The 18,950-nt window shown below is 60.3% G+C and carries 19 protein-coding genes; 11 read left to right on the plus strand and 8 right to left on the minus strand.

What is annotated here, in order from left to right; genetic code table 11:
• Positions 1-59: 59 nt before the first annotated feature.
• Positions 60-1,229 carry an alanine racemase gene (gene alr, locus ACIQUH_RS01140; RefSeq protein ID WP_400811949.1) on the minus strand — a complete coding sequence of 390 codons (1,170 nt, stop codon included), beginning with the start codon at positions 1,227-1,229 and terminating at the stop codon, positions 60-62.
• An 83-nt stretch (positions 1,230-1,312) separates the two neighbouring features.
• Here alr and ACIQUH_RS01145 point away from each other — a divergent pair, with 83 nt between their 5' ends.
• The 3 genes from ACIQUH_RS01145 to ACIQUH_RS01155 all read left to right on the plus strand — a co-directional run bounded on the left by ACIQUH_RS01145 (position 1,313) and on the right by ACIQUH_RS01155 (position 3,264).
• Positions 1,313-2,170: an AraC family transcriptional regulator gene (locus ACIQUH_RS01145; protein ID WP_400811951.1), complete on the plus strand. Its 858-nt coding sequence runs from the start codon at positions 1,313-1,315 to the stop codon at positions 2,168-2,170.
• A 90-nt stretch (positions 2,171-2,260) separates the two neighbouring features.
• Entirely contained in the window at positions 2,261-2,965 is a 705-nt protein-coding gene (locus ACIQUH_RS01150) for an AzlC family ABC transporter permease (protein WP_400811953.1), read from the plus strand.
• Complete coding sequence (locus tag ACIQUH_RS01155) at positions 2,962-3,264, plus strand: AzlD family protein (protein WP_400811955.1); 303 nt, start codon at positions 2,962-2,964, stop codon at positions 3,262-3,264. The genes ACIQUH_RS01150 and ACIQUH_RS01155 overlap by 4 nt, the downstream gene beginning before the upstream one ends.
• Before the next feature lie 96 nt (positions 3,265-3,360).
• On the opposite strand, the gene ACIQUH_RS01160 is transcribed toward ACIQUH_RS01155, so the two are convergent.
• Positions 3,361-4,857, minus strand: coding sequence for a replicative DNA helicase (locus tag ACIQUH_RS01160; RefSeq protein WP_003520716.1), 1,497 nt, complete (start codon positions 4,855-4,857; stop codon positions 3,361-3,363).
• Positions 4,858-5,169: 312 nt separating this feature from the next.
• Between ACIQUH_RS01160 and ACIQUH_RS01165 the strand changes: the two genes are divergently transcribed.
• The 3 genes from ACIQUH_RS01165 to ACIQUH_RS01175 are packed head-to-tail and all read left to right on the plus strand — an operon-like array spanning position 5,170 to position 8,457.
• Complete coding sequence (locus ACIQUH_RS01165) at positions 5,170-5,625, plus strand: MarR family winged helix-turn-helix transcriptional regulator (RefSeq protein ID WP_080852347.1); 456 nt, start codon at positions 5,170-5,172, stop codon at positions 5,623-5,625.
• Complete coding sequence (locus ACIQUH_RS01170) at positions 5,622-7,370, plus strand: MFS transporter (protein WP_400811957.1); 1,749 nt, start codon at positions 5,622-5,624, stop codon at positions 7,368-7,370. The genes ACIQUH_RS01165 and ACIQUH_RS01170 overlap by 4 nt, the downstream gene beginning before the upstream one ends.
• 19 nt (positions 7,371-7,389) lie before the next feature.
• Positions 7,390-8,457, plus strand: a complete 1,068-nt coding sequence (locus ACIQUH_RS01175; RefSeq protein ID WP_400811959.1) for an HlyD family secretion protein — start codon at positions 7,390-7,392, stop codon at positions 8,455-8,457.
• A 260-nt stretch (positions 8,458-8,717) separates the two neighbouring features.
• Here the strand turns inward: ACIQUH_RS01175 and rplI are convergent, their stop codons facing one another.
• From rplI to ACIQUH_RS01205, 6 genes are all read right to left on the minus strand, one after another.
• The gene (gene rplI, locus ACIQUH_RS01180) at positions 8,718-9,293 is read right to left on the minus strand and encodes a 50S ribosomal protein L9 (protein WP_035261991.1); all 576 of its coding nucleotides are present in this window, start codon (positions 9,291-9,293) and stop codon (positions 8,718-8,720) included.
• A gap of 14 nt (positions 9,294-9,307) precedes the next feature.
• Positions 9,308-10,282: a DUF2232 domain-containing protein gene (locus ACIQUH_RS01185; RefSeq protein ID WP_400811961.1), complete on the minus strand. Its 975-nt coding sequence runs from the start codon at positions 10,280-10,282 to the stop codon at positions 9,308-9,310.
• Between the two features lie 187 nt (positions 10,283-10,469).
• Entirely contained in the window at positions 10,470-10,718 is a 249-nt protein-coding gene (gene rpsR, locus ACIQUH_RS01190; protein ID WP_003502063.1) for a 30S ribosomal protein S18, read from the minus strand.
• A gap of 16 nt (positions 10,719-10,734) precedes the next feature.
• Positions 10,735-11,196, minus strand: a complete 462-nt coding sequence (gene rpsF / locus ACIQUH_RS01195) for a 30S ribosomal protein S6 (RefSeq protein WP_003520723.1) — start codon at positions 11,194-11,196, stop codon at positions 10,735-10,737.
• 264 nt (positions 11,197-11,460) lie between these two features.
• The gene (locus ACIQUH_RS01200; protein WP_400811963.1) at positions 11,461-12,096 is read right to left on the minus strand and encodes a DUF2272 domain-containing protein; all 636 of its coding nucleotides are present in this window, start codon (positions 12,094-12,096) and stop codon (positions 11,461-11,463) included.
• 171 nt (positions 12,097-12,267) lie between these two features.
• On the minus strand, positions 12,268-13,311 hold the full coding sequence (locus ACIQUH_RS01205) for an aldo/keto reductase (RefSeq protein WP_400811964.1): 1,044 nt from the start codon (positions 13,309-13,311) through the stop codon (positions 12,268-12,270).
• Positions 13,312-13,533: 222 nt separating this feature from the next.
• Between ACIQUH_RS01205 and fabD the strand changes: the two genes are divergently transcribed.
• From fabD to mltG, 5 genes are all read left to right on the plus strand, one after another.
• Positions 13,534-14,478, plus strand: a complete 945-nt coding sequence (gene fabD / locus ACIQUH_RS01210) for an ACP S-malonyltransferase (RefSeq protein ID WP_400811966.1) — start codon at positions 13,534-13,536, stop codon at positions 14,476-14,478.
• An 83-nt stretch (positions 14,479-14,561) separates the two neighbouring features.
• Complete coding sequence (fabG, locus tag ACIQUH_RS01215) at positions 14,562-15,299, plus strand: 3-oxoacyl-[acyl-carrier-protein] reductase (RefSeq protein ID WP_400811968.1); 738 nt, start codon at positions 14,562-14,564, stop codon at positions 15,297-15,299.
• Positions 15,300-15,649: 350 nt separating this feature from the next.
• Positions 15,650-15,886, plus strand: coding sequence for an acyl carrier protein (locus ACIQUH_RS01220; protein WP_003502080.1), 237 nt, complete (start codon positions 15,650-15,652; stop codon positions 15,884-15,886).
• 248 nt (positions 15,887-16,134) lie between these two features.
• Positions 16,135-17,397 carry a beta-ketoacyl-ACP synthase II gene (fabF, locus tag ACIQUH_RS01225; protein WP_400811972.1) on the plus strand — a complete coding sequence of 421 codons (1,263 nt, stop codon included), beginning with the start codon at positions 16,135-16,137 and terminating at the stop codon, positions 17,395-17,397.
• Between the two features lie 331 nt (positions 17,398-17,728).
• Positions 17,729-18,949: an endolytic transglycosylase MltG gene (mltG, locus tag ACIQUH_RS01230; protein WP_400811974.1), complete on the plus strand. Its 1,221-nt coding sequence runs from the start codon at positions 17,729-17,731 to the stop codon at positions 18,947-18,949.
• Position 18,950 lies beyond the last annotated feature (1 nt).

The raw sequence follows: 18,950 nt of genomic DNA on the forward strand, positions 1-18,950 counted from the left end.
CTCCTTTTGTTCTCTTTTAACACAGGTCGCGTCGGCTTTCCAAGTGCTAAAGGCGCGCCTCAGTCGTCGGCCATCAGATATTGCCGCTCGTAGCGCAGGCCAAGCCCCGTGAGCATTTCGTAACCGATGGTGCCGGCGGCCCGTGCCGTCTCATCGACCGGCACGTTGGGGCCAAAAAGCTCGATATAGTCGCCGACACGGATGGCATTGGCCGGAACATCCGTCACGTCAAATATGGTGAGGTCCATGGTCACGCGGCCGGCTACCGGCACCCTGTAGCCGTTGACGACGCCATAGGCGCCGCCATGGCCCATTTCACGCAGCGGAATGCCGGAGCCGGAAAGCGAACGCTGGTATCCATCGGCGTAACCGACGGCTGCGATGGCAAGCCGGCTCGCGCGCTTCAGCGGGAAGGTGCCGCCATAACTCACGGTCTGGCCTTCGCCGGCCTCGCGAATCTGGAGGATCCGCGCCTCGGCCGTGGCCACAGGCCGCATCGGATTGGCCGCGCCGTTGACTGCCTCGCCGCCATAAAGCGCGATGCCGGGGCGGGTGAGGTCGAAATGATAATCTGAGCCCAGAAAGATGCCGGCGGAAGCCGAAAGGCTTGATTCGATACCTTCGAAAGCCGCGCTAACCTTCCGGAATGATTCGAGCTGGACCCCGTTCATCGGCGAGGAGGGCGTGTCGGCGCAGGCGAGGTGCGACAATACCAGAACTGGATCGAAACTCGCCGGCCTCGTCACGTCGTCGGCCAGAAACAGCGCGTCGTCGAGGGGCAGACCGAGGCGATTGAAGCCGGTATCCACATGCAGCGCGCAGGGATGATCGCCCCGCTCGGCAACCGTCGCCATCCAGAAGGACAGCTGTTCTTCGGAGGCCAGAACCGGCACAAGATCGTTGTCGAAGACCTGCCGTTCCTGACCCTGCCAGACGCCGGAAAGCACGTAGATACGCGCTTCCGGCGCATAGGAGCGCAAAGTTGCACCCTCTGCCACCGTGGCCACGAAGAAATCGCGCGCACCGGCATGGTAGAGGGTGGCGCCGCAATCCTCGATCCCGAGACCATAGGCATCGGCCTTGACGACCGCCGCCGTTCGCGCCTTGCCGGAACGCCTTTTCATGCCCCGCCAATTATCGGCCAGAGCGCCGAGATCGACGGTGAGCCTCAGGGGTGCGTGATCGAAAATGTCGGTTTCGGCGAAAGTATCTTCGAAGTCGTCTGTCATGCCATGCGTCCGGTTGATGGGAACTGCCGGACCCTAGCACTTTTGTTCAAGACGGTAAGGACGGAATGTTCTAAACTTCGCTCATGCACAATGTTTCGCAGGAACAGGCCCTGGATGTCATGCCCGTTGCCACGACGGAAACCACGCGTTTCTGGCGTGACCGGCGTTTTGGCGGCATGGAATGCCTGAGCGCGACGTTTCTCACCCATGAATATTCGCCGCATGCGCATGACACGTTTTCCATCGGCGCCATCGAAAGCGGCTCGCAGATTTCCACCATTCAGGGCACCACCGAGCAGACGGGGCCGGGGCATCTTTATCTCATCAACCCGGATGAGGTTCACGATGGCGCACCGGGCGGCGGCGGTTATCGCTACCGGATGATCTATCCCGATATCGCCTTGCTGCGCGATATTATCGAGGATGTGACGGGCAGGGCCTTTCACGGTACGCCGTCCTTTCCAAGATTCCTGCCGCGCGATCCGCAGATGGCGGTCGCCTTCCAGATGGCGCACCGGCGGCTGGAGGCGAAATCCGGCGCTCTGGAGGCGGATGAGGGCATGTTCTCGGTTCTCGCCGCCCTGTTCGGCCGGCACGGCAGCGCCATCGTCCTGCCCGTCGAAACCCGTGAGAAAACGGCGGTTTACACCGCCCGCGACTATCTTTCCGACAATTACGAAACCGATATCGGCCTTGAGGAGCTGGCCTCCATCGCCGGTCTCAGCCGTGCGCACCTCATCCGCGCTTTCAGGAAAGAGTTTCACATCACGCCGCATGCCTATCTGACGGATGTGCGTATCCGCCGGGCGCGCCAGCTTCTGCGCGCCGGCGAAATGCCGGCCGAGGTTGCGGCGATGTGCGGTTTTGCCGATCAGGCGCATTTCACCCGGCATTTCAAGGCCCGCACCGGTGTAACGCCGGGGCAGTTCCGGGTGGCGTGATTCCGCGTGCCTTTTCTTCCCGACGTCACTTTCGTTCAAGACCGTAAGGCGTCCCGGGCGTAATCGCTCTCTTCTGAACGGGAGAATGCGATGTCCATATCGGAAAAACGCGCGGAATTCAGCGCAGGATTGCGGGCTGCCGCCCCATTGCTGGTCGCCATGGTGCCGATCGGCGTGGTGTTTGGTGCGGTTGCCATCGGCAAGGGCCTGTCGCCGCTGGAAGCCTCGCTGATGTCGCTGCTGGTCTTTGCCGGTGGCTCGCAATTCGTGGCCATGGATCTATGGACCCATCCGGCAAGCTGGAGCGCGCTCGGCTTTGCGGCACTGCTGGTCAACCTGCGCCATGTGCTGATGAGCGCCTCCATCGCCGGCAAGCTGGATGATTTCAGGGGCTGGCGGAAATACGCCGCCATGCTGGTGCTGACGGATGAATCCTGGGCATTGTCAGAATTTCGTGTCATCGCCGGCAGGCTGACGGCGGCTTTCTTCACGGGGGCCGCATTGTCGATCTATCTCGTCTGGAACCTCGCAACCCTTGCCGGCGCGCTGCTCGGTTCGATAGTTGGCGACATGTCGGTCATTGGTCTGGATTTCGCCTTTCCCGCCGTCTTCATCGTGCTTCTCATGGGCTTCTGGAAGGGCAGGGAAACCGGCTTCGTGCTTCTGGCAAGTGCGGCCGCCGCCTGTCTCACCCATGCGCTGGTTCCCGGCGCCTGGTATATCGCCGCCGGCGCGCTCGCCGGACTTGCGGTCGCCGCTTTCGGCCACGAGGAGCCGGCGGAGCAGCCGGCATGACGCTCGACCCGAATACACTTCTGACAATCCTCGCCATGATGGCGGCAACGGTCGCCACGCGCCTTGGCGGCCTGCTGCTGGTCAGTCATTTTACACTGACACCGCGTCTGAAAAAGGCGCTCGGCGTGGTGCCGCCCGCCGTCCTGATGGCCGTGGTTACGCCGACGGCACTCGCCAGCGGGCTGGCGGAAACCATCGCCTGCGCAATCACCGCCATCGCCGCGCTGCGCCTCAGCCTGCTGCCGGCGGCCGCACTCGGCGTTGCGTCCGTGGCACTGCTGCGCGGAATCGGATTGTGAGAAAACGTCACCAAGTCCCTGAAAAGACTCCGGCCTCGTACAGGGAATGCGGGACTGGCGAGAGGGTAAACATAACACCCTCTCGCCCTATCCGGATCAATGCTCCTCGTACTGGCTGAAGCTCGGATCGGCCAGATCGGTAAAGCGGGTGAATTCGGACTGGAAGGCGAGTTTCACTGTGCCGGTCGGTCCGTGACGCTGCTTGGCGATGATAACGTCAGCCGTACCCTTCACCTTGTCGAACAGGGCCTCCCATTCGGCATATTTGGGATCGGAAATATCGCGCGGCTCCATGTTCTTGACGTAATATTCCTCACGGAACACGAAGAGCACGACGTCCGCGTCCTGCTCGATGGAGCCGGATTCACGCAGGTCGGAAAGCTGCGGACGCTTGTCTTCGCGGCTTTCCACCGCACGGGAGAGCTGTGACAGCGCGATGATCGGAACGTTGAGTTCCTTGCCGAGCGCCTTGAGGCCCGTGGTGATCTGGGTGATTTCCTGCACGCGGTTTTCGCCGCTCTTGCCGGAGCCGGTCATCAGCTGAACGTAGTCGACCACCAGAACGTCGAGGCCGCGCTGGCGCTTCAGGCGGCGGGCGCGGGCGGAAAGCTGGGCAATCGAGATACCACCAGTCTGGTCGATGTAAAGCGGCACCTTCTGCATCATCTGGGAGCAGGCGACCAGCTTTTCGAAATCGGCCTCGGTGATGTCACCGCGGCGGATTTTCGAGGAGGACACTTCCGTCTGCTCGGAAATGATACGGGTCGCAAGCTGTTCGGACGACATTTCGAGCGAGTAGAAGCCGACGACGCCGCCATTCTTCGCCTTGTACGACCCGTCCGGCTGTACTTCCTGTTCATAGGATGCGGCGATATTGTAGGCGATGTTGGTCGCAAGCGAGGTCTTGCCCATACCCGGACGACCCGCAAGCACGATAAGGTCGGAACGCTGCAACCCGCCCATGCGGGCGTCGAGCGAATGAATGCCGGTGGAAATGCCGGAGAGATTGCCGTCGCGTTCGAAGGCGGCGCCCGCCATGTCGATCGCCAGCGCCACGGCATCGTTGAACGACTGGAAGCCGCCGTCGTAACGGCCGGTTTCCGCCAGTTCGAACAGGCGGCGCTCGGTGTCTTCGATCTGCGCCTGCGGCGGCATGTCGAGCGGCGCATCATAGGCGATGTTGACGACATCCTCGCCGATCTGGATCAGCGCCCGGCGCAGCGCCAGATCATAGATCGCGCGGCCGTAGTCTTCCGCGTTGATGATCGATACGGCTTCCGCTGCCAGACGCGCGAGATATTGCGCCACCGTCAGATCGCCGATCTTGTCGTCGGCGGGCAGGAAGGTCTTGATCGTCACCGGATTGGCGGTCTTGCCCATGCGGATGATATCGCCCGCAACTTCAAAAATCTTGCGATGCAGCGGTTCGTAAAGATGCACCGGCTTCAGGAAGTCCGACACGCGGTAATAAGCGTCGTTATTGACGAGGATGGCGCCGAGCAGCGCCTGTTCCGCCTCGATATTGTTCGGCGCCTCGCGGTAGTGCGGTTCCGCCGGTTGCGCGGGGGTGATCTTTCTCACAGCGTCGTTCATGGTTTGCGCGATCTCCCTTTGCCTTTGTCCTTAAACCTCGGGTTTGGCTTTCTGGGGCATGGCAGTCAATGATAATGTTGCAACACTCTATGGCAGGCTGACGTCTGCTCTGCGAAGCTTGATCACATCTTCAGTTGTCCCCAGCAATCCACAGGCGGGTTGGGAACAAGGGGCCGGATCCTTCCGGCAAGGTGATTCGCTGCCATGAGTTTATCGCATGGCAGACCCGGCGTGAAAGAAACTTGAAAATCGTCAGTCTTGCGAATAAATAGGCAGAAAATAAGTAGTGTGCTAATTATAAGGCTTGCTGATATGTCCCGCGAGACCGACAAGGAACAGCTTCTGGATGAAGTCTCCGCTTTCACCCGCAAACTGCGTGCGTTTTTCGATGCGCGGGTGGGGGAGAGCGGGCTGACGCTTGCACGGGCGCGAGCGCTCTTTGCGCTGTCGCGGCGTGGGCCGTTGACGCAGACGGAGCTTGCCGAGGAAATGGAAATCGAAACGCCGACGCTGGTGCGGGTGCTTGACGGCATGGAGAAACAGAACCTCATCGAACGCCGTTCGGATGAGAACGACCGCCGCGCCAAACGCATCCACATGACGGCGGAAGGTGAAAAAACCTCCGAGACGGTGCAGGCGATGGCAAAGTCGCTGCGCTCCGAGATTGCCGCCGACATTTCCTCGCAGGAACTGGCCATGGCGCTCGATGTCATGCGCAGGCTTTCGGCCAATCTGCAAAATCTCGCGGCCGGGAGGGTGCAATCGTGAGCACCCCAGTGCCGCAAACCGCTGACGAGGCCGCCTCGCAAAATGCCGAAGCGACGGCCAAACCCGCCGACCTTCCGGAAGAGGCAGCCACGCCGATGAGTGCTTCGGGCACGGACGAAACCGTACCGGAACCCGCGGCCGCAGCCGCACCGCAGCCGGTCGAGCGGCCGCTATGGCTGCGGCTGTGTTTCATCTTCGCGGGCCTGTCGTTCTTCATTACGCAAGGTTTGGGCATGAACCTCGTCATGGCCAATATCTACCAGCTGCAGGGCGAGTTTTCCGCCACCGTGGCCGAGGTCGCCTGGCTTTCCGCCGCCTATATGGCGCCTTACGCCACGTTTTCCATCGCGCTGTTCAAGGTCCGGGCGCAATATGGCCTGCGGCCCTTTGCCGAAGTCTCGATTATCGTGTTTGTCGTCGCTTCCTGTCTCAACCTGTTCGTGACCGACCTGCATTCGGCCATCGTCATCCGCTTTGTCAGCGGCATGGCCGCCGCGCCGATCTCGTCGCTCGGCTTTCTCTATATTCTGGAAGCCTTCCCGCCGGCGCGGAAATTCTCGCTCGGTTTCAGCATCGCGCTGACGGGCACGTTGCTGTCGGCGCCGCTCGCGCGCATCGTCTCGCCATCCCTCTTGGAAATCGACGGCTGGAACGCGCTCTATTCCATGGAAGTGGGATTCGCGCTGATCGCTTTCGCCATGATCTATGTGCTGAAAGTCACCCCGCCGCCACGGGCGAAAGTCATCGAGCGCATGGATATTCTGAGCTATCTTCTGTTTGCGGGTGGTCTGGGCTGTCTTGCCGTCATGCTCACGCTCGGCCGGTTCTACTGGTGGTTCGAAACATGGTGGCTGGGCGTCCTTCTGGCGACCTCCATCGCACTTCTGACCCTCATGGCTTTCATCGAATTGCCGCGCAAGAATCCGTTGCTCGATCTGCGCTGGATTTTTTCGAAGACCAACATGCACATTATTGCGGTACTGCTTGTCTACCGCGCGGTCTCTTCCGAGCAATCGTCGACGGCGGTCAGCTTTTACCAGCAGCTCGGCCTGTTGAACGAGCAGACGACGACGCTTTATGCACTTGTGCTGTTGGCAACCATTCTCGGCGGTGCGGCCTGTGCCTGGCTGATGCTCACGAAATACGTCGATACCGCCCATGTGATTGCGCTGACGCTGATCGCTGCCGGTTCCTTCATGGACAGCCAGTCCAGCAATCTGACGCGGCCGGGTGAGATGTATCTCAGCCAGATGATGATCGCCTTCGGTGCGGCCATGTTCCTGCCACCCGTCATGGCCAAGGGATTTGCCGCAGCGCTTGCCAGGGGCGCACCCTATCTGGTGAATTTCATCACCATCTTCCTGTTCACGCAGATCACGGGTTCGATGCTGATGACCGGCCTGCTCGGCAGTTTCGTAACGCTACGGGAGAAATTCCACTCCAATATTCTGGTGGAAAATATCCTGCTCACCAATCCCATGGTCGCCCAGCGCGTCTCGCAGCTTTCCAGCGCCTACGGCCATGTCATCACCGATCCGGCATTGCTGAAGGCCGAGGGGCTGTCGCTGCTCGGCCAACAGGTCAGCAAGGAAGCCTATGTGCTTGCTTACAATGACACGTTCCTGCTGATTTCCGTCGTTTCCGCGCTGGCGCTGGCCACGCTTTTGATCCACCTTGCATGGCTGCGCATCCGTCCTTTCCTTTTCCGGGAAGAAATCGATGCCGCACCGGCACCACAGTCTTGAACATTCCAAGAGTGACAAAATGCTGAAGAAGTTTTTTACCCCCGTTTCCATTCTCGTGCTGCTCGGCGGTCTCGCCGGCGTGGCGCTGGTGCTTTACGCCTGGCGGCTGCCGCCGTTCCTGTCCACCGTCGAAATGACCGACAACGCCTTCGTGCGTGGTTATGTCACGACGATGAGCCCGCAGGTGAGCGGTTATGTCGTGGATGTGCCGGTGAAGGATTATCAGGAAGTCAGGCAGGGCGCGCTGCTGGCGAAAATCGACGACCGCATCTACCGCCAGAAGCAGGCACAGGCGGAAGCAACGCTCGATACGCAGAAGGCGGCGCTCGATAATTCCCGCCAGCAGGAAAATGCCGCCAATGCCAATATTCTCTCCAGCCAGGCGGCTGTCGACAGCGCGCAGGCCTCGCTGAAACAGGCGCAGCTCGCATCCGACCGTCAGGACAATCTCATCAAGAGCGGTGCGGGAACCTCCAGCCTTCAGGAAGAGGCCCATGCCGCGCTTGAAAAGGCCCGCGCATCACTTTCGCAGGCCAAGGCCGCACTCGAAGTCTCCCGACAGGATCTGCAGACCATCATCGTCAACCGCAGCTCGCTGCAGGCCGCCGTAGCCAATGCCGAAGCCGCCGTCGAGCTCGCCCGGATCGATCTCTCCAATACCGAGATCCATGCGCCCGTGGATGGCAGGCTCGGCGAAGTCGGCGTGCGCACCGGCCAGTATGTCACCGCCGGAACGCAGCTGATGGCCGTCGTGCCGCATGATGTCTGGGTTATCGCCAATTTCAAGGAAACCCAGCTTGCCGGCATGCAGGTCGGCCAGCCGGTGACGATTTCGGTCGATGCCCTGCATCGCCGCAAGCTTACCGGCCATGTGGAGCGCTTCTCGCCCGCGACGGGGTCGGAATTCGCCGTCATCAAGCCGGACAATGCGACGGGCAATTTCGTGAAGATCGCCCAGCGCCTCGGCGTGCGGATCGTGATCGATGCGGATCAGCCGCTGGCCGCGGAGCTTTCGCCGGGCATGTCGGTGGTGGTGCATGTGGATAAGAGCGTGGCGCCGGAGGGTGCGGAGACGGCGGCGAAGTAGGTTAGGATTGGATGGGCGTGGCTCACCCCCCTCTGTCCTGCCGGACATCTCCCCCTCAAGGGGGGGAGATCGACTCGCGGTTAGGTCTCGCCCATCTCAACGTTTGCGAATGAAGTGGTGGTAGCGCTTCCTGCCGATCTCCCCCCTTGAGGGGGAGATGCCCGGCAGGGCAGAGGGGGGTATTCCTCCGCGAATTCAAGCCAACAAAAAACCCCGGATGTCTCCATCCGGGGTTTTCTTATGGCCACAAGGGCCAAATCTTATTCGTCGTCGCCGTCGCGATCGGCTTCCGGATCGAAGAAGTCTTCCGGACGCAGTGCGTCTTCGTCAACGCCGTAGATGGCGTCAGCGGAGGTGAGGCTTTCGCCCTTGGCCTGACGCTCTGCTTCTTCAGCCGAACGGGCAACGTTCAGCTCGACCTGCAGCTCGACTTCGGCATGCAGGTGCAGGGTGACGTTGTGAAGACCGATGGTCTTGATCGGCGTGTTCAGCTCAACCTGGTTACGGCCGATGTTGAAGCCTTCGGCAGCCAGGATTTCAACGACGTCGCGGGCAGCAACAGAACCGTAGAGCTGGCCGGTTTCGCCAGCCGAACGGACGACGATGAAGGACTTGCCTTCCAGAGCCTCGGCAACCTTCTGGGCTTCCGACTTGCGCTCGAGGTTACGGGCTTCGAGCGTTGCGCGCTCGGTTTCGAAACGGGCCTTGTTGGCGGCGTTGGCGCGCAGCGCCTTGCCCTGCGGCAGCAGGAAGTTACGGGCGTAGCCGTCGCGAACCTTTACGGTTTCGCCCATCTGGCCGAGCTTGTTGATGCGTTCGAGAAGAATGACGTCCATCTTCTTGATCCTTTCTATGGTTTGGTTTCGTTCGTATTGTCGGTTTTCCGCGTCGGAGTAAGAGAGATCGTGCTGCGCACGTCGCTCAGGCCGAACACGAGAATGATGAACAGCGGAAAGACAAAGACCGCCGAGAGATAAGCGAGGATAAGAACCGGCAGCCGCCAGTCCTTGCCGCGGGCGCGCTTGTGCAGCGAGGCGTAACCCGCCATCAGGAAGCCTGCGCCGAAGGTGCCGCAGATGACCGCGCCGACCATGGCCGCGACGCCGCCGAGGAACATGGCGACGATGCCGGCCAGAAAAATGAAGATGGCGTTGCGGTGCATACGCAGCGCGGAAGCAATATCCTCACGCGGGCGAAGGCCCTTGCCGAAGGTGCCGACCAGCCGCGTCGCGAAATAATAGGCGGCAAACAGCAGGATGACCCAGAGGCCGCCCTGAACGATCGGCAGCATCAGCACCAGCAGGGATTTCGTCTGGGCGAGTGCCTCGGCATTGGGTTCGAACAAGGGTTCGCGATTCTGCACCGAGGTCATCATGATATCGACCATGCGGGCGACGAGATCGGGACCGTAACCGATCATCCAGCCGAGAATGACGACGGCGATGGAGACCAGAATGCACAGGTGCAGGACGATGCCGGAAAGCGGATACCAGGCGAGCAGATCGTCCGGGCCGCCGAGTTCGGAAGCCGGACGCGCCAGATTGGCAAGATGCGAAAGGTAACCCGCCGGGATCAGCGTGAAGATCGCAATGGTCAGCGCGAAAAGCGGCGACATGACGAGTGCGCCGATGATGGCCGTGGTGATGATCGCGATAATGGCGGCGCGGTTGCCCCAGCCCATGCCGGCGATGAAGATGGGCATGGCCGAACCGGCATAGAGCAGGAAAGAAAGCGACGACTGTGCCGTTGCGCCAAGCGTTAAAAACGCGGCGCATATGCCGGCGAGGACGCCGGTGATCAGCACTGTCTGGTTCAACTTCTGCACTTCGCTGTCCTGCTGAAACTAAAGCAGTTAGAGGATCGCTCCTTGGAGCCTCATCCCCAACATGGGTTTTACGGTATCGATCCGCGCCCAACGCGGAAGGATTTGAACTCGCAACCCACTGATTAAAAGTCAGTTGCTTCAACGGAGAAAGCGAGGCCGCGCCAAGACGCAGCCTCGCTTCAATTCATTACGCTACGACGTAGGGCAGCAGGCCGAGGAAACGGGCGCGCTTGATCGCCTGGGCGAGTTCGCGCTGCTTCTTCTGGGAAACGGCCGTGATGCGGGAAGGAACGATCTTGCCGCGCTCGGAAATGTAGCGCTGCAGGAGACGAACGTCCTTGTAGTCGATCTTCGGAGCGTTGGCGCCGGAGAAGGGGCACGTCTTGCGACGGCGGTGGAACGGGCGGCGTGCCTGGGAAGAGGATGCGTCAGCCATTGGTCAAAACTCCTTCTTATGCACGGTCTTCGCGCGGACGGCGCGGACGGTCTTCGCGGTCGCCGAAGCCACCTTCGCGCGGTGCGCGGGGGCCACGATCTTCACGCGGGCCACGGTCCGGACGGTCGCCATCGCGGCGCGGACGGTCGTCGCGGTCGCGCTTCTGCATCATCGCGGACGGGCCTTCTTCGTGGGCTTCGACGGCGATGGTCATGTAGCGAAGAACGTCTTCGTTGATGCGCATCTGGCGCTCGACTTCATGGATGGCGGCCGCCGGAGCGTCGATGTCCATGAGGGCGTAGTGAGCCTTGCGGTTCTTCTTGATGCGGTAGGTGAGGGACTTCAGACCCCAGTTCTCGATGCGTCCGACTTTGCCGCCGAACGATTCGATAACGCCCTTGTACTGCTCGACAAGTGCGTCGACCTGCTGGGCAGAAATATCCTGCCGGGCAAGGAAGATGTGTTCGTAAAGAGCCATTTAAGCTTTGCCTTTCTTGCGTTTCGTCCTTCACCCGGCAACGGCGCTAAGCCTCAACGACTGCTCCTGAAAAGGCGTGAGCCTTAAAGCAAGAAAAGCGTTGTTCGAGACGGTCGAGAGCGGAGACACGGGAGGCCGGAAAAACCTTATGGTTCCTGCTGTTCCGTTGCCGGAACCAGCCCTCCGTTCAGCCACCAGCCAATTGGACCGGGTGTTGTGAACAGCGCGCTTATACGGATTTTTCGCATTTTGGCAATGGTTTTGTCAGTGAAGCGCGTTTTTCTTCAAAACGACGAACCATTTATGCGTGGTATCGGCAATGTGACCGCTTTCACTGAGCGGGATCGTTTTCTTCGTGACCGAGTCGAGAACGTTGAAGCCAATGACGTCGATTTCTCCCGGTCGTCTGGCAACGACAATATCGGTATGCGACTTATAGGTCCCGACTTTGTCATAATATCCTTGGGCCTGTTGGAAGCTCACTTTTTCGTAAGTATAGCCCACAATATCACCCACATCCGGTGTCGCGCCGGGCTCCTTAAGACGATACCCGTGATAGAGGGCATTTGTCGCGTTTTGCTGCCGCGCCTTTATGAAATGGCGAATCCACACGGAATGCGCTTGCGCGAAGGGGAACTCTTTCTTGCTGAACTGTGCGGCATGGAAGACATAGGAAATCCCGACGGCAGACCAGAAATACTCGTCGTTCATAATCTCGTCTTCAGTTGGTGCTCCGCCACCTGCAGCATTGTAGTTCTTGATGACGTGCTTTGCGAATATGGGTTCGTCATCTTTGTGCTTGATGTTCTTGGCGCCAGTAGAAAGGTTCCATGTGGAATTCCCCCAATGGTTCCATTCGTTGCCAGCTATATTGAGAATATCTGCGACCGTCTTCGCCATCGAATTCTCCCAAATTGTAATATATTATTATCGTTGAAAAATATCTATTTAATTCTGTATCCAAATCATAAAATCACTGGCGTATACGGAAATACACACCAGTGATTGCAACAATACAGAATTTAATCAGTATTGAAAGACGGTTTATTTTAATTTTTGTTTGATGATGGTTCAGATCGCCATAGGATACTGCCGGTGGATTGCCGCGATGCCCTTCAGCACCTCTTCCGACAGCGTCACATCCGCCGCCGCAATATCCACCTTCAGCTGTTCGATCGTCGTCGCGCCGATGATGGCCGAGGCCATGAAGGGGCGTGTCAGGCAGAAAGCGATAGCGAGTTGCGCCGGGTCGATCCCGTGCTTGGCGGCAAGCTCCAGATAGGCCTTGACCGGCGCTTCCTGATGCGGCTGCAGTCGGCCGCCGAGGTCGTGGTTGATGCTGCCGCGCGAACCTGCGGGGCGGGCGCCGTTCTGATATTTGCCGGTCAGCAGCCCGGCCGCCAGCGGCGAATAGGCGAGCAGGCCGACATCTTCGTGATGCGCGACTTCCGCCATGTCGAGATCGAAACTGCGGTAGAGCAGGTTATATTCGTTCTGGATGGTGGCGACGCGGGGCAGGCCCTTGGCTTCTGCTATGTCGATATATTTCTGCGTGCCCCAGGCGCTTTCGTTGGAGAGGCCGATGGCGCGGATCTTGCCGGCCTTCACCAGTTCGCCGAGCGTCTCGAGCTTTTCGGTGATTTCCGCAAGCGTGCGCGTCTTGTCCTGGCCGGAAGCGTCGAAGCTCCAGGCGCCGCGGAAATGATAGGTGCCGCGATTCGGCCAGTGCACCTGATAGAGGTCGATATAGTCGGTCTTCAGCCGCTTGAGGCTGGTATCGACAGCCTCGCGGATGGCGGAGGCGTCGATATCGCGGCCGCCGCGAATGTAATCGCGCCCGGAGCCGGCGACCTTGGTGGCGAGCACGACCTGATCGCGCCTGCCGGTCTTTTCGAACCAGCTGCCGATATATTCTTCGGTCCGGCCCTGCGTTTCGGCGGAGACGGGGGTGGTGGGATAAAGCTCGGCCGTATCGAAAAAGTTGATGCCGTTTTCGATGGCATAGTCCATCTGCTGATGCGCTTCGGCTTCGCTGTTCTGCGTGCCCCACGTCATGGTGCCGAGGCAGATTTCGGACACGGAGATGCCCGTGCGTCCCAGTAGATTCTGTTTCATGGAGAGGTCCCGGTGCTTTGGCGAGTTTTGGAAGGTGGGGTGAAAGTAATGGGGATTTGCCGCAGTGCAAGAAAAAATATGATGAAAAGAAAGGGGAAAACAGGTCGGCAAAACCCCTCGCAAAGGCCCGCCGTAGGCCTTCAAGCCTTGACTTCGCTGGCGGGAATGTGAATGGAAGTCCGAAAGAATAAAGGCAAGGCCAGACAAGAAGGACGACATCCCATGGGTATTGCATTCACATTTCCCGGTCAGGGAAGCCAGGCCGTCGGCATGGGCAAGGAGCTGGCGGATACCTATCCGGAAGCGCGCGCCGTGTTTGAGGAAGTCGACGAGGCGCTCGACCAGAAGCTTTCCGACATCATGTGGAACGGCCCGGAAGAGACGCTGACGCTGACCGCCAACGCCCAGCCGGCCCTCATGGCTGTCTCCATGGCGGTGATGCGGGTTCTCGAAGCGCGCGGCTTCAAGCTGTCCGATACGGTTTCTTATGTGGCCGGCCATTCGCTCGGCGAATATTCGGCGCTCTGTGCCGCCGGCACCTTCTCGGTTGCCGATACCGCCCGTCTTCTGCGCATCCGCGGCAACGCCATGCAGGCCGCCGTGCCGGTGGGCGAGGGCGCCATGGCGGCGATCATCGGGCTTGAGCATGACGCCGTTTCGGCAATCTGCGAAGAGGCAGCCATTCTCGGCGTCTGCCAGATCGCCAACGACAATGGCGGCGGCCAGCTCGTCATCTCCGGCTCCAAGGCCGCCGTCGAAAAGGCCGCGGCGGTCGCTTCCGAAAAGGGCGCCAAGCGCGCCATCATGCTGCCGGTTTCCGCCCCCTTCCACTCCGCGCTGATGGCGCCGGCGGCGGAAGCCATGCGCGAGGCGCTGGCGAAAGTCGAAAAGCACAACCCGGTTGTGCCTGTCATCGCCAACGTGCGCGCCGCCCCCGTTTCCGATGCCAATGAGATCGCCGCCCTGCTGGTCGAGCAGGTGACGGGCCAGGTGCGCTGGCGCGAGACGGTGGAATGGTTCGCCGCCAACAATGTCACGCAGCTTTACGAGATCGGCTCCGGCAAGGTGCTGACGGGCCTTGCCCGCCGCATCGACAAGACGGTGAACGGCGTTGCCGTCAACGGTGCTGCCGATATCGACCAGCTTCTGGCCACCCTCATCGGCTGAGACGGGATACTCCGGCTACCGCATTCATCGAGCGCAACAGCGCTGAACATTTTCAGTCCGAAGCTCTAAAGAAGGAATAGGACATGTTTGATCTGACAGGCCGCAAGGCTCTCGTAACCGGCGCGACCGGCGGCATCGGCGAAGAAATCGCCCGCACCCTGCACGCCCAGGGCGCAACCGTCGGCCTGCACGGCACCCGCGTTGAAAAGCTCGAGGCGCTGGCAGCGGAACTTGGCGATCGCGTCAAGATTTTCCCGGCCAACCTTTCCGACCGCGCCGAGGTCAAGGCGCTCGGTGAAAAGGCCGAGGCCGAACTGGAAGGCGTCGATATTCTCGTCAACAATGCCGGCATCACCAAGGACGGCCTCTTCGTGCGCATGAGCGACGAGGACTGGGACAACGTCATCGAAGTGAACCTGACGGCGATGTTCCGCCTGACGCGCGAACTGACGCATCCGATGATGCGCCGCCGTTTCGGCCGCATCATCAACATCACCTCCATCGTCGGCGTTACCGGCAATCCCGGCCAGGCCAACTATTGCGCCTCCAAGGCCGGCATGATCGGTTTTTCGAAGTCGCTGGCCCAGGAAATCGCCACCCGCAACGTCACCGTCAACTGCGTGGCCCCGGGCTTCATCGAAAGCGCCATGACCGGCAAGCTGAACGACAAGCAGAAAGAAGCCATCATGGGCGCCATTCCCATGAAGCGCATGGGAACCGGCGCGGAAATCGCTTCGGCCGTGCTGTACCTCGCTTCCAACGAGGCGGGCTACATGACGGGCCAGACGCTGCACGTCAATGGCGGCATGGCGATGATCTGACGGCCCTCCAGGCCGTCGTGAAAAGGATTGCGGCGCTGTTTAAGCTCCTTCTTGGGTAGCTTGCGCCGCAAGGCCCCGCTTGCTGGTTTCCGGCGAAATTGCCTGTCATACGCTGTGCTTAGCGCGTTTTCAGGCTTTTCGACCGATTGAAACCATGTTAAGCGGGCCAAGACTGTGAACAGTCGTCCCGGAGAGACAGGAAGCCGTTGCGATTTTGTGTGACGATGTCTAGCTTGGACCGGGTTGAACGGGTTTGCCAGCGGTGCCGGATTTGAACGGCGCATGAGGGCTTCTAACAGGGCAGGGTGCCGCAAGGCATTCCCTTCAAAATAAAGGTCGAGGAAACCGACATGAGCGATATCGCAGAACGCGTAAAGAAAATTGTAATTGATCATCTTGGCGTTGACGCCGACAAGGTTGTCGAAGGCGCCAGCTTCATTGACGATCTGGGCGCTGATTCGCTCGACACCGTTGAACTGGTCATGGCTTTCGAAGAAGAATTCGGCGTTGAAATCCCCGACGACGCAGCTGACTCGATCCTGACCGTTGGCGACGCCGTAAAGTTCATCGAGAAGGCTCAGGCCTGATCGACCTTGATGGGGGAGGTGCAATATCCTCCCGTCCTTGGCCCGGCTCGTCCGGGCCAATGTTTTATAGGCAGACGGCAACATGCCCCTGACGGTGCGTGTTCCGGGCAATGCATGGGGTCAAGCGCTGGAAACGGTGCCCACAACCCTCATGCTGACATTTGAAATACTGCAGCATCCGATGAACATCTCGCGATGTCCGGCGTTGCATGAAGACCGATGATTTGGATAAGGGCGGAGCATTGGCGATGAGGCGTGTCGTTATCACCGGTACCGGCATGGTATCTCCTCTTGGATGTGGGACGGAAGTGACCTGGGAGCGGCTGTTGGCCGGCCAGAACGGCGCCCGTCTCGTGACTGAATTCGAAGTCGATGACCTTCCGGCAAAGATCGCCTGCCGTATTCCCGTGGGCGATGGTTCCAACGGCACCTTCAATGCCGATGACTGGATGGAACCCAAGGAACAGCGCAAGATCGATCCTTTCATCCTGTACGGCATGGCTGCCGCCGACATGGCGCTTGCCGACGCGGACTGGCATCCTGAAACGGACGAGGACCAGATCGCCACCGGCGTTCTGATCGGCTCCGGTATCGGTGGCCTGGAGGGCATTGTCGAGGCGGGCTATACGCTGCGCGACAAGGGCCCGCGGCGCATTTCTCCATTCTTCATTCCCGGCCGTCTGATCAACCTCGTATCCGGCCAGGTTTCCATCCGCCACAAGCTGCGCGGACCGAACCATGCCGTGGTGACGGCCTGCTCGACCGGTGCGCACGCCATTGGCGACGCGGCCCGTCTGATCGCGCTCGGCGATGCCGAAGTCATGGTCGCCGGCGGCGCCGAATCGCCTGTCTGCCGCATTGCGCTTGCCGGTTTTGCCGCCTGCAAGGCGCTTTCCACTCAGCACAATGACGACCCGCAGAAGGCTTCGCGCCCTTATGACCGCGATCGCGACGGTTTCGTCATGGGTGAGGGCGCGGGCATCGTCGTTCTGGAAGAGCTGGAACATGCCAAGGCGCGCGGCGCGAAGATTTACGCCGAAGTCGTCGGTTATGGCCTCTCCGGCGATGCATATCACATCACCGCGCCGTCCGAGGACGGTGAAGGCGCCTATCGCTGCATGTCGATGGCGCTGAAGCGCGCAGGTCTCACGCCTGACGACGTCGACTACATCAATGCCCATGGCACCTCGACCATGGCCGATACCATCGAGCTTGGCGCGGTCGAGCGCCTCGTCGGCGAATCGGCCGCGAAGATTTCGATGTCGTCTACCAAGTCGGCCACCGGCCATCTTCTCGGTGCGGCGGGCGCCATCGAGGCGATTTTCGCCACGCTTGCGATCCGCGACAACATCGTTCCGCCGACGCTGAACCTCGACAATCCCGATGTCGAGACGAAGATCGATCTCGTGCCGCACAAGGCGCGCAAGCGGCAGGTCGATGTGGCGCTCTCGAACTCCTTCGGCTTCGGCGGCACCAACGCCTCCCTCGTGCTGCGTCGTTACGAAGCATAATTGCCGCGGCGGCTCTGCCGCCGCGCTGGCGCCCTCCCACCGGGTGCTGACAAAGGACGTTCTTTCCTTTGAAGAACGCATTGCGGCTTGCGAAAGCCATTCCGGTTTTCGCGCCGATATTGTAGTCGTTTATGGGAAGCGTTTGCCGGTTCGGGGTGATTTCCGGCCGCAGGCTGCTTCCTCCATCGGCTTTGTCCGAAACGATGTTCGTGAAGCCGGATAGCAAGGCTTCACGATATCTCTATGTGGTGCAGGAAGACATTCCGAACCTGTTTTTGCCGCATTACCTGCGCAAAAAGCGCTGACAACGCCGAACTGAAAAGGACCGACGGTGAGCGACACGAACCAGAACAGCCAGGGACCATACGGCCAGAACGGCGCGGGCGAAGGCAATCGCGGCCCGATCATTCCGAAATCCCCGACGGAAGCCCTGCGGCCGGAAAAAGTGCCGGCGCCGCCCAAGCGCTCCCGCAAGGCCCATGGCCAGCTTGTGATCTTCCTGAATTTTCTGATGACGCTTGCGGTTGCCGTCTGTGTGCTGGCCATTGCCGCTTTCTATTACATGATCAATGCGTTCCAGGAGCCCGGTCCGCTTCAGACGAACACGCATTTCACGGTGCGCAACGGCGCCGGCATCATCGAGATCGCCAATAATCTCGAGCGTAACGAGGTCATCTCCAACGCCCGTGTCTTCCGCCTGATGACCGGCAGCTACCTGCAAAAGGACCAGACGCTGAAGGCCGGCGAATATGAGATCAAGGCCGGCGCATCGATGAAGGACATCATGATGCTGCTGGAGTCCGGCAAGTCGATCCTTTATTCCGTGTCGCTGCCGGAAGGTCTGACGGTGAAGCAGATGTTCGCGCGTCTTGGAGCGGATGAAGTGCTGGACGGCGAATTGCCCTCGGCCCTGCCGCCGGAAGGCAGCCTGCGCCCCGATACCTACCGCTTCACCCGCGGCACCAAGCGCGAGGAAATCATCAACCAGATGAGTGCGGCGCAGGACAAGCTGATCGACATGATCTGGGAACGGCGCGATCCCGACCTGCCGATCAAGACTGTCGAGGAATTCGTGACGCTTGCCTCGATCGTCGAGAAGGAAACCGGCAAGGATGACGAGCGCGCCCATGTCGCTTCCGTGTTCTACAACCGTCTGAAGAAGGGCATGCGCCTGCAATCCGACCCGACGATCATCTACGGCCTGTTCGGTGGCGACGGCAAGCCGTCCGACCGCCCGATCTACCAGTCGGACCTGCAGAAGCAGACGCCGTTCAACACCTATGTCATCAAGGGCCTGCCGCCGTCTCCCATCGCCAATCCGGGCCGGGCGGCGCTTGAAGCAGTAGCCAATCCATGGCGCACGGACGACCTTTATTTCGTGGCCGATGGCACCGGTGGCCACGTTTTTGCGAAGACGCTTGAAGAGCATAACGCCAATGTGCGCCGCTGGCGCAAGATAGAGGCCGAAAAGGCGGCCTCCGGCGCCAATCCCGATGTTGTCGTGGATGGTCAGCCGGGCGGGGCCGAGGCGGAAAAGCCGGCCAACAATTGAT

The sequence above is a fragment of the Agrobacterium sp. NPDC090283 genome (genome assembly GCF_044769685.1).
GTDB lineage: Bacteria > Pseudomonadota > Alphaproteobacteria > Rhizobiales > Rhizobiaceae > Agrobacterium.

What these genes read in the sequence shown, in the direction of transcription:
- alr (WP_400811949.1), bottom strand. Translation starts at nt 1,229, where the DNA reads ATGACAGACGACTTCGAAGATACTTTCGCCGAAACCGACATTTTCGAT.
- ACIQUH_RS01145 (WP_400811951.1), top strand. Translation starts at nt 1,313, where the DNA reads ATGCACAATGTTTCGCAGGAACAGGCCCTGGATGTCATGCCCGTTGCC.
- ACIQUH_RS01150 (WP_400811953.1), top strand. Translation starts at nt 2,261, where the DNA reads ATGTCCATATCGGAAAAACGCGCGGAATTCAGCGCAGGATTGCGGGCT.
- ACIQUH_RS01155 (WP_400811955.1), top strand. Translation starts at nt 2,962, where the DNA reads ATGACGCTCGACCCGAATACACTTCTGACAATCCTCGCCATGATGGCG.
- ACIQUH_RS01160 (WP_003520716.1), bottom strand. Translation starts at nt 4,857, where the DNA reads ATGAACGACGCTGTGAGAAAGATCACCCCCGCGCAACCGGCGGAACCG.
- ACIQUH_RS01165 (WP_080852347.1), top strand. Translation starts at nt 5,170, where the DNA reads ATGTCCCGCGAGACCGACAAGGAACAGCTTCTGGATGAAGTCTCCGCT.
- ACIQUH_RS01175 (WP_400811959.1), top strand. Translation starts at nt 7,390, where the DNA reads ATGCTGAAGAAGTTTTTTACCCCCGTTTCCATTCTCGTGCTGCTCGGC.
- rplI (WP_035261991.1), bottom strand. Translation starts at nt 9,293, where the DNA reads ATGGACGTCATTCTTCTCGAACGCATCAACAAGCTCGGCCAGATGGGC.
- rpsR (WP_003502063.1), bottom strand. Translation starts at nt 10,718, where the DNA reads ATGGCTGACGCATCCTCTTCCCAGGCACGCCGCCCGTTCCACCGCCGT.
- rpsF (WP_003520723.1), bottom strand. Translation starts at nt 11,196, where the DNA reads ATGGCTCTTTACGAACACATCTTCCTTGCCCGGCAGGATATTTCTGCC.
- ACIQUH_RS01200 (WP_400811963.1), bottom strand. Translation starts at nt 12,096, where the DNA reads ATGGCGAAGACGGTCGCAGATATTCTCAATATAGCTGGCAACGAATGG.
- ACIQUH_RS01205 (WP_400811964.1), bottom strand. Translation starts at nt 13,311, where the DNA reads ATGAAACAGAATCTACTGGGACGCACGGGCATCTCCGTGTCCGAAATC.
- fabD (WP_400811966.1), top strand. Translation starts at nt 13,534, where the DNA reads ATGGGTATTGCATTCACATTTCCCGGTCAGGGAAGCCAGGCCGTCGGC.
- fabG (WP_400811968.1), top strand. Translation starts at nt 14,562, where the DNA reads ATGTTTGATCTGACAGGCCGCAAGGCTCTCGTAACCGGCGCGACCGGC.
- ACIQUH_RS01220 (WP_003502080.1), top strand. Translation starts at nt 15,650, where the DNA reads ATGAGCGATATCGCAGAACGCGTAAAGAAAATTGTAATTGATCATCTT.
- fabF (WP_400811972.1), top strand. Translation starts at nt 16,135, where the DNA reads ATGAGGCGTGTCGTTATCACCGGTACCGGCATGGTATCTCCTCTTGGA.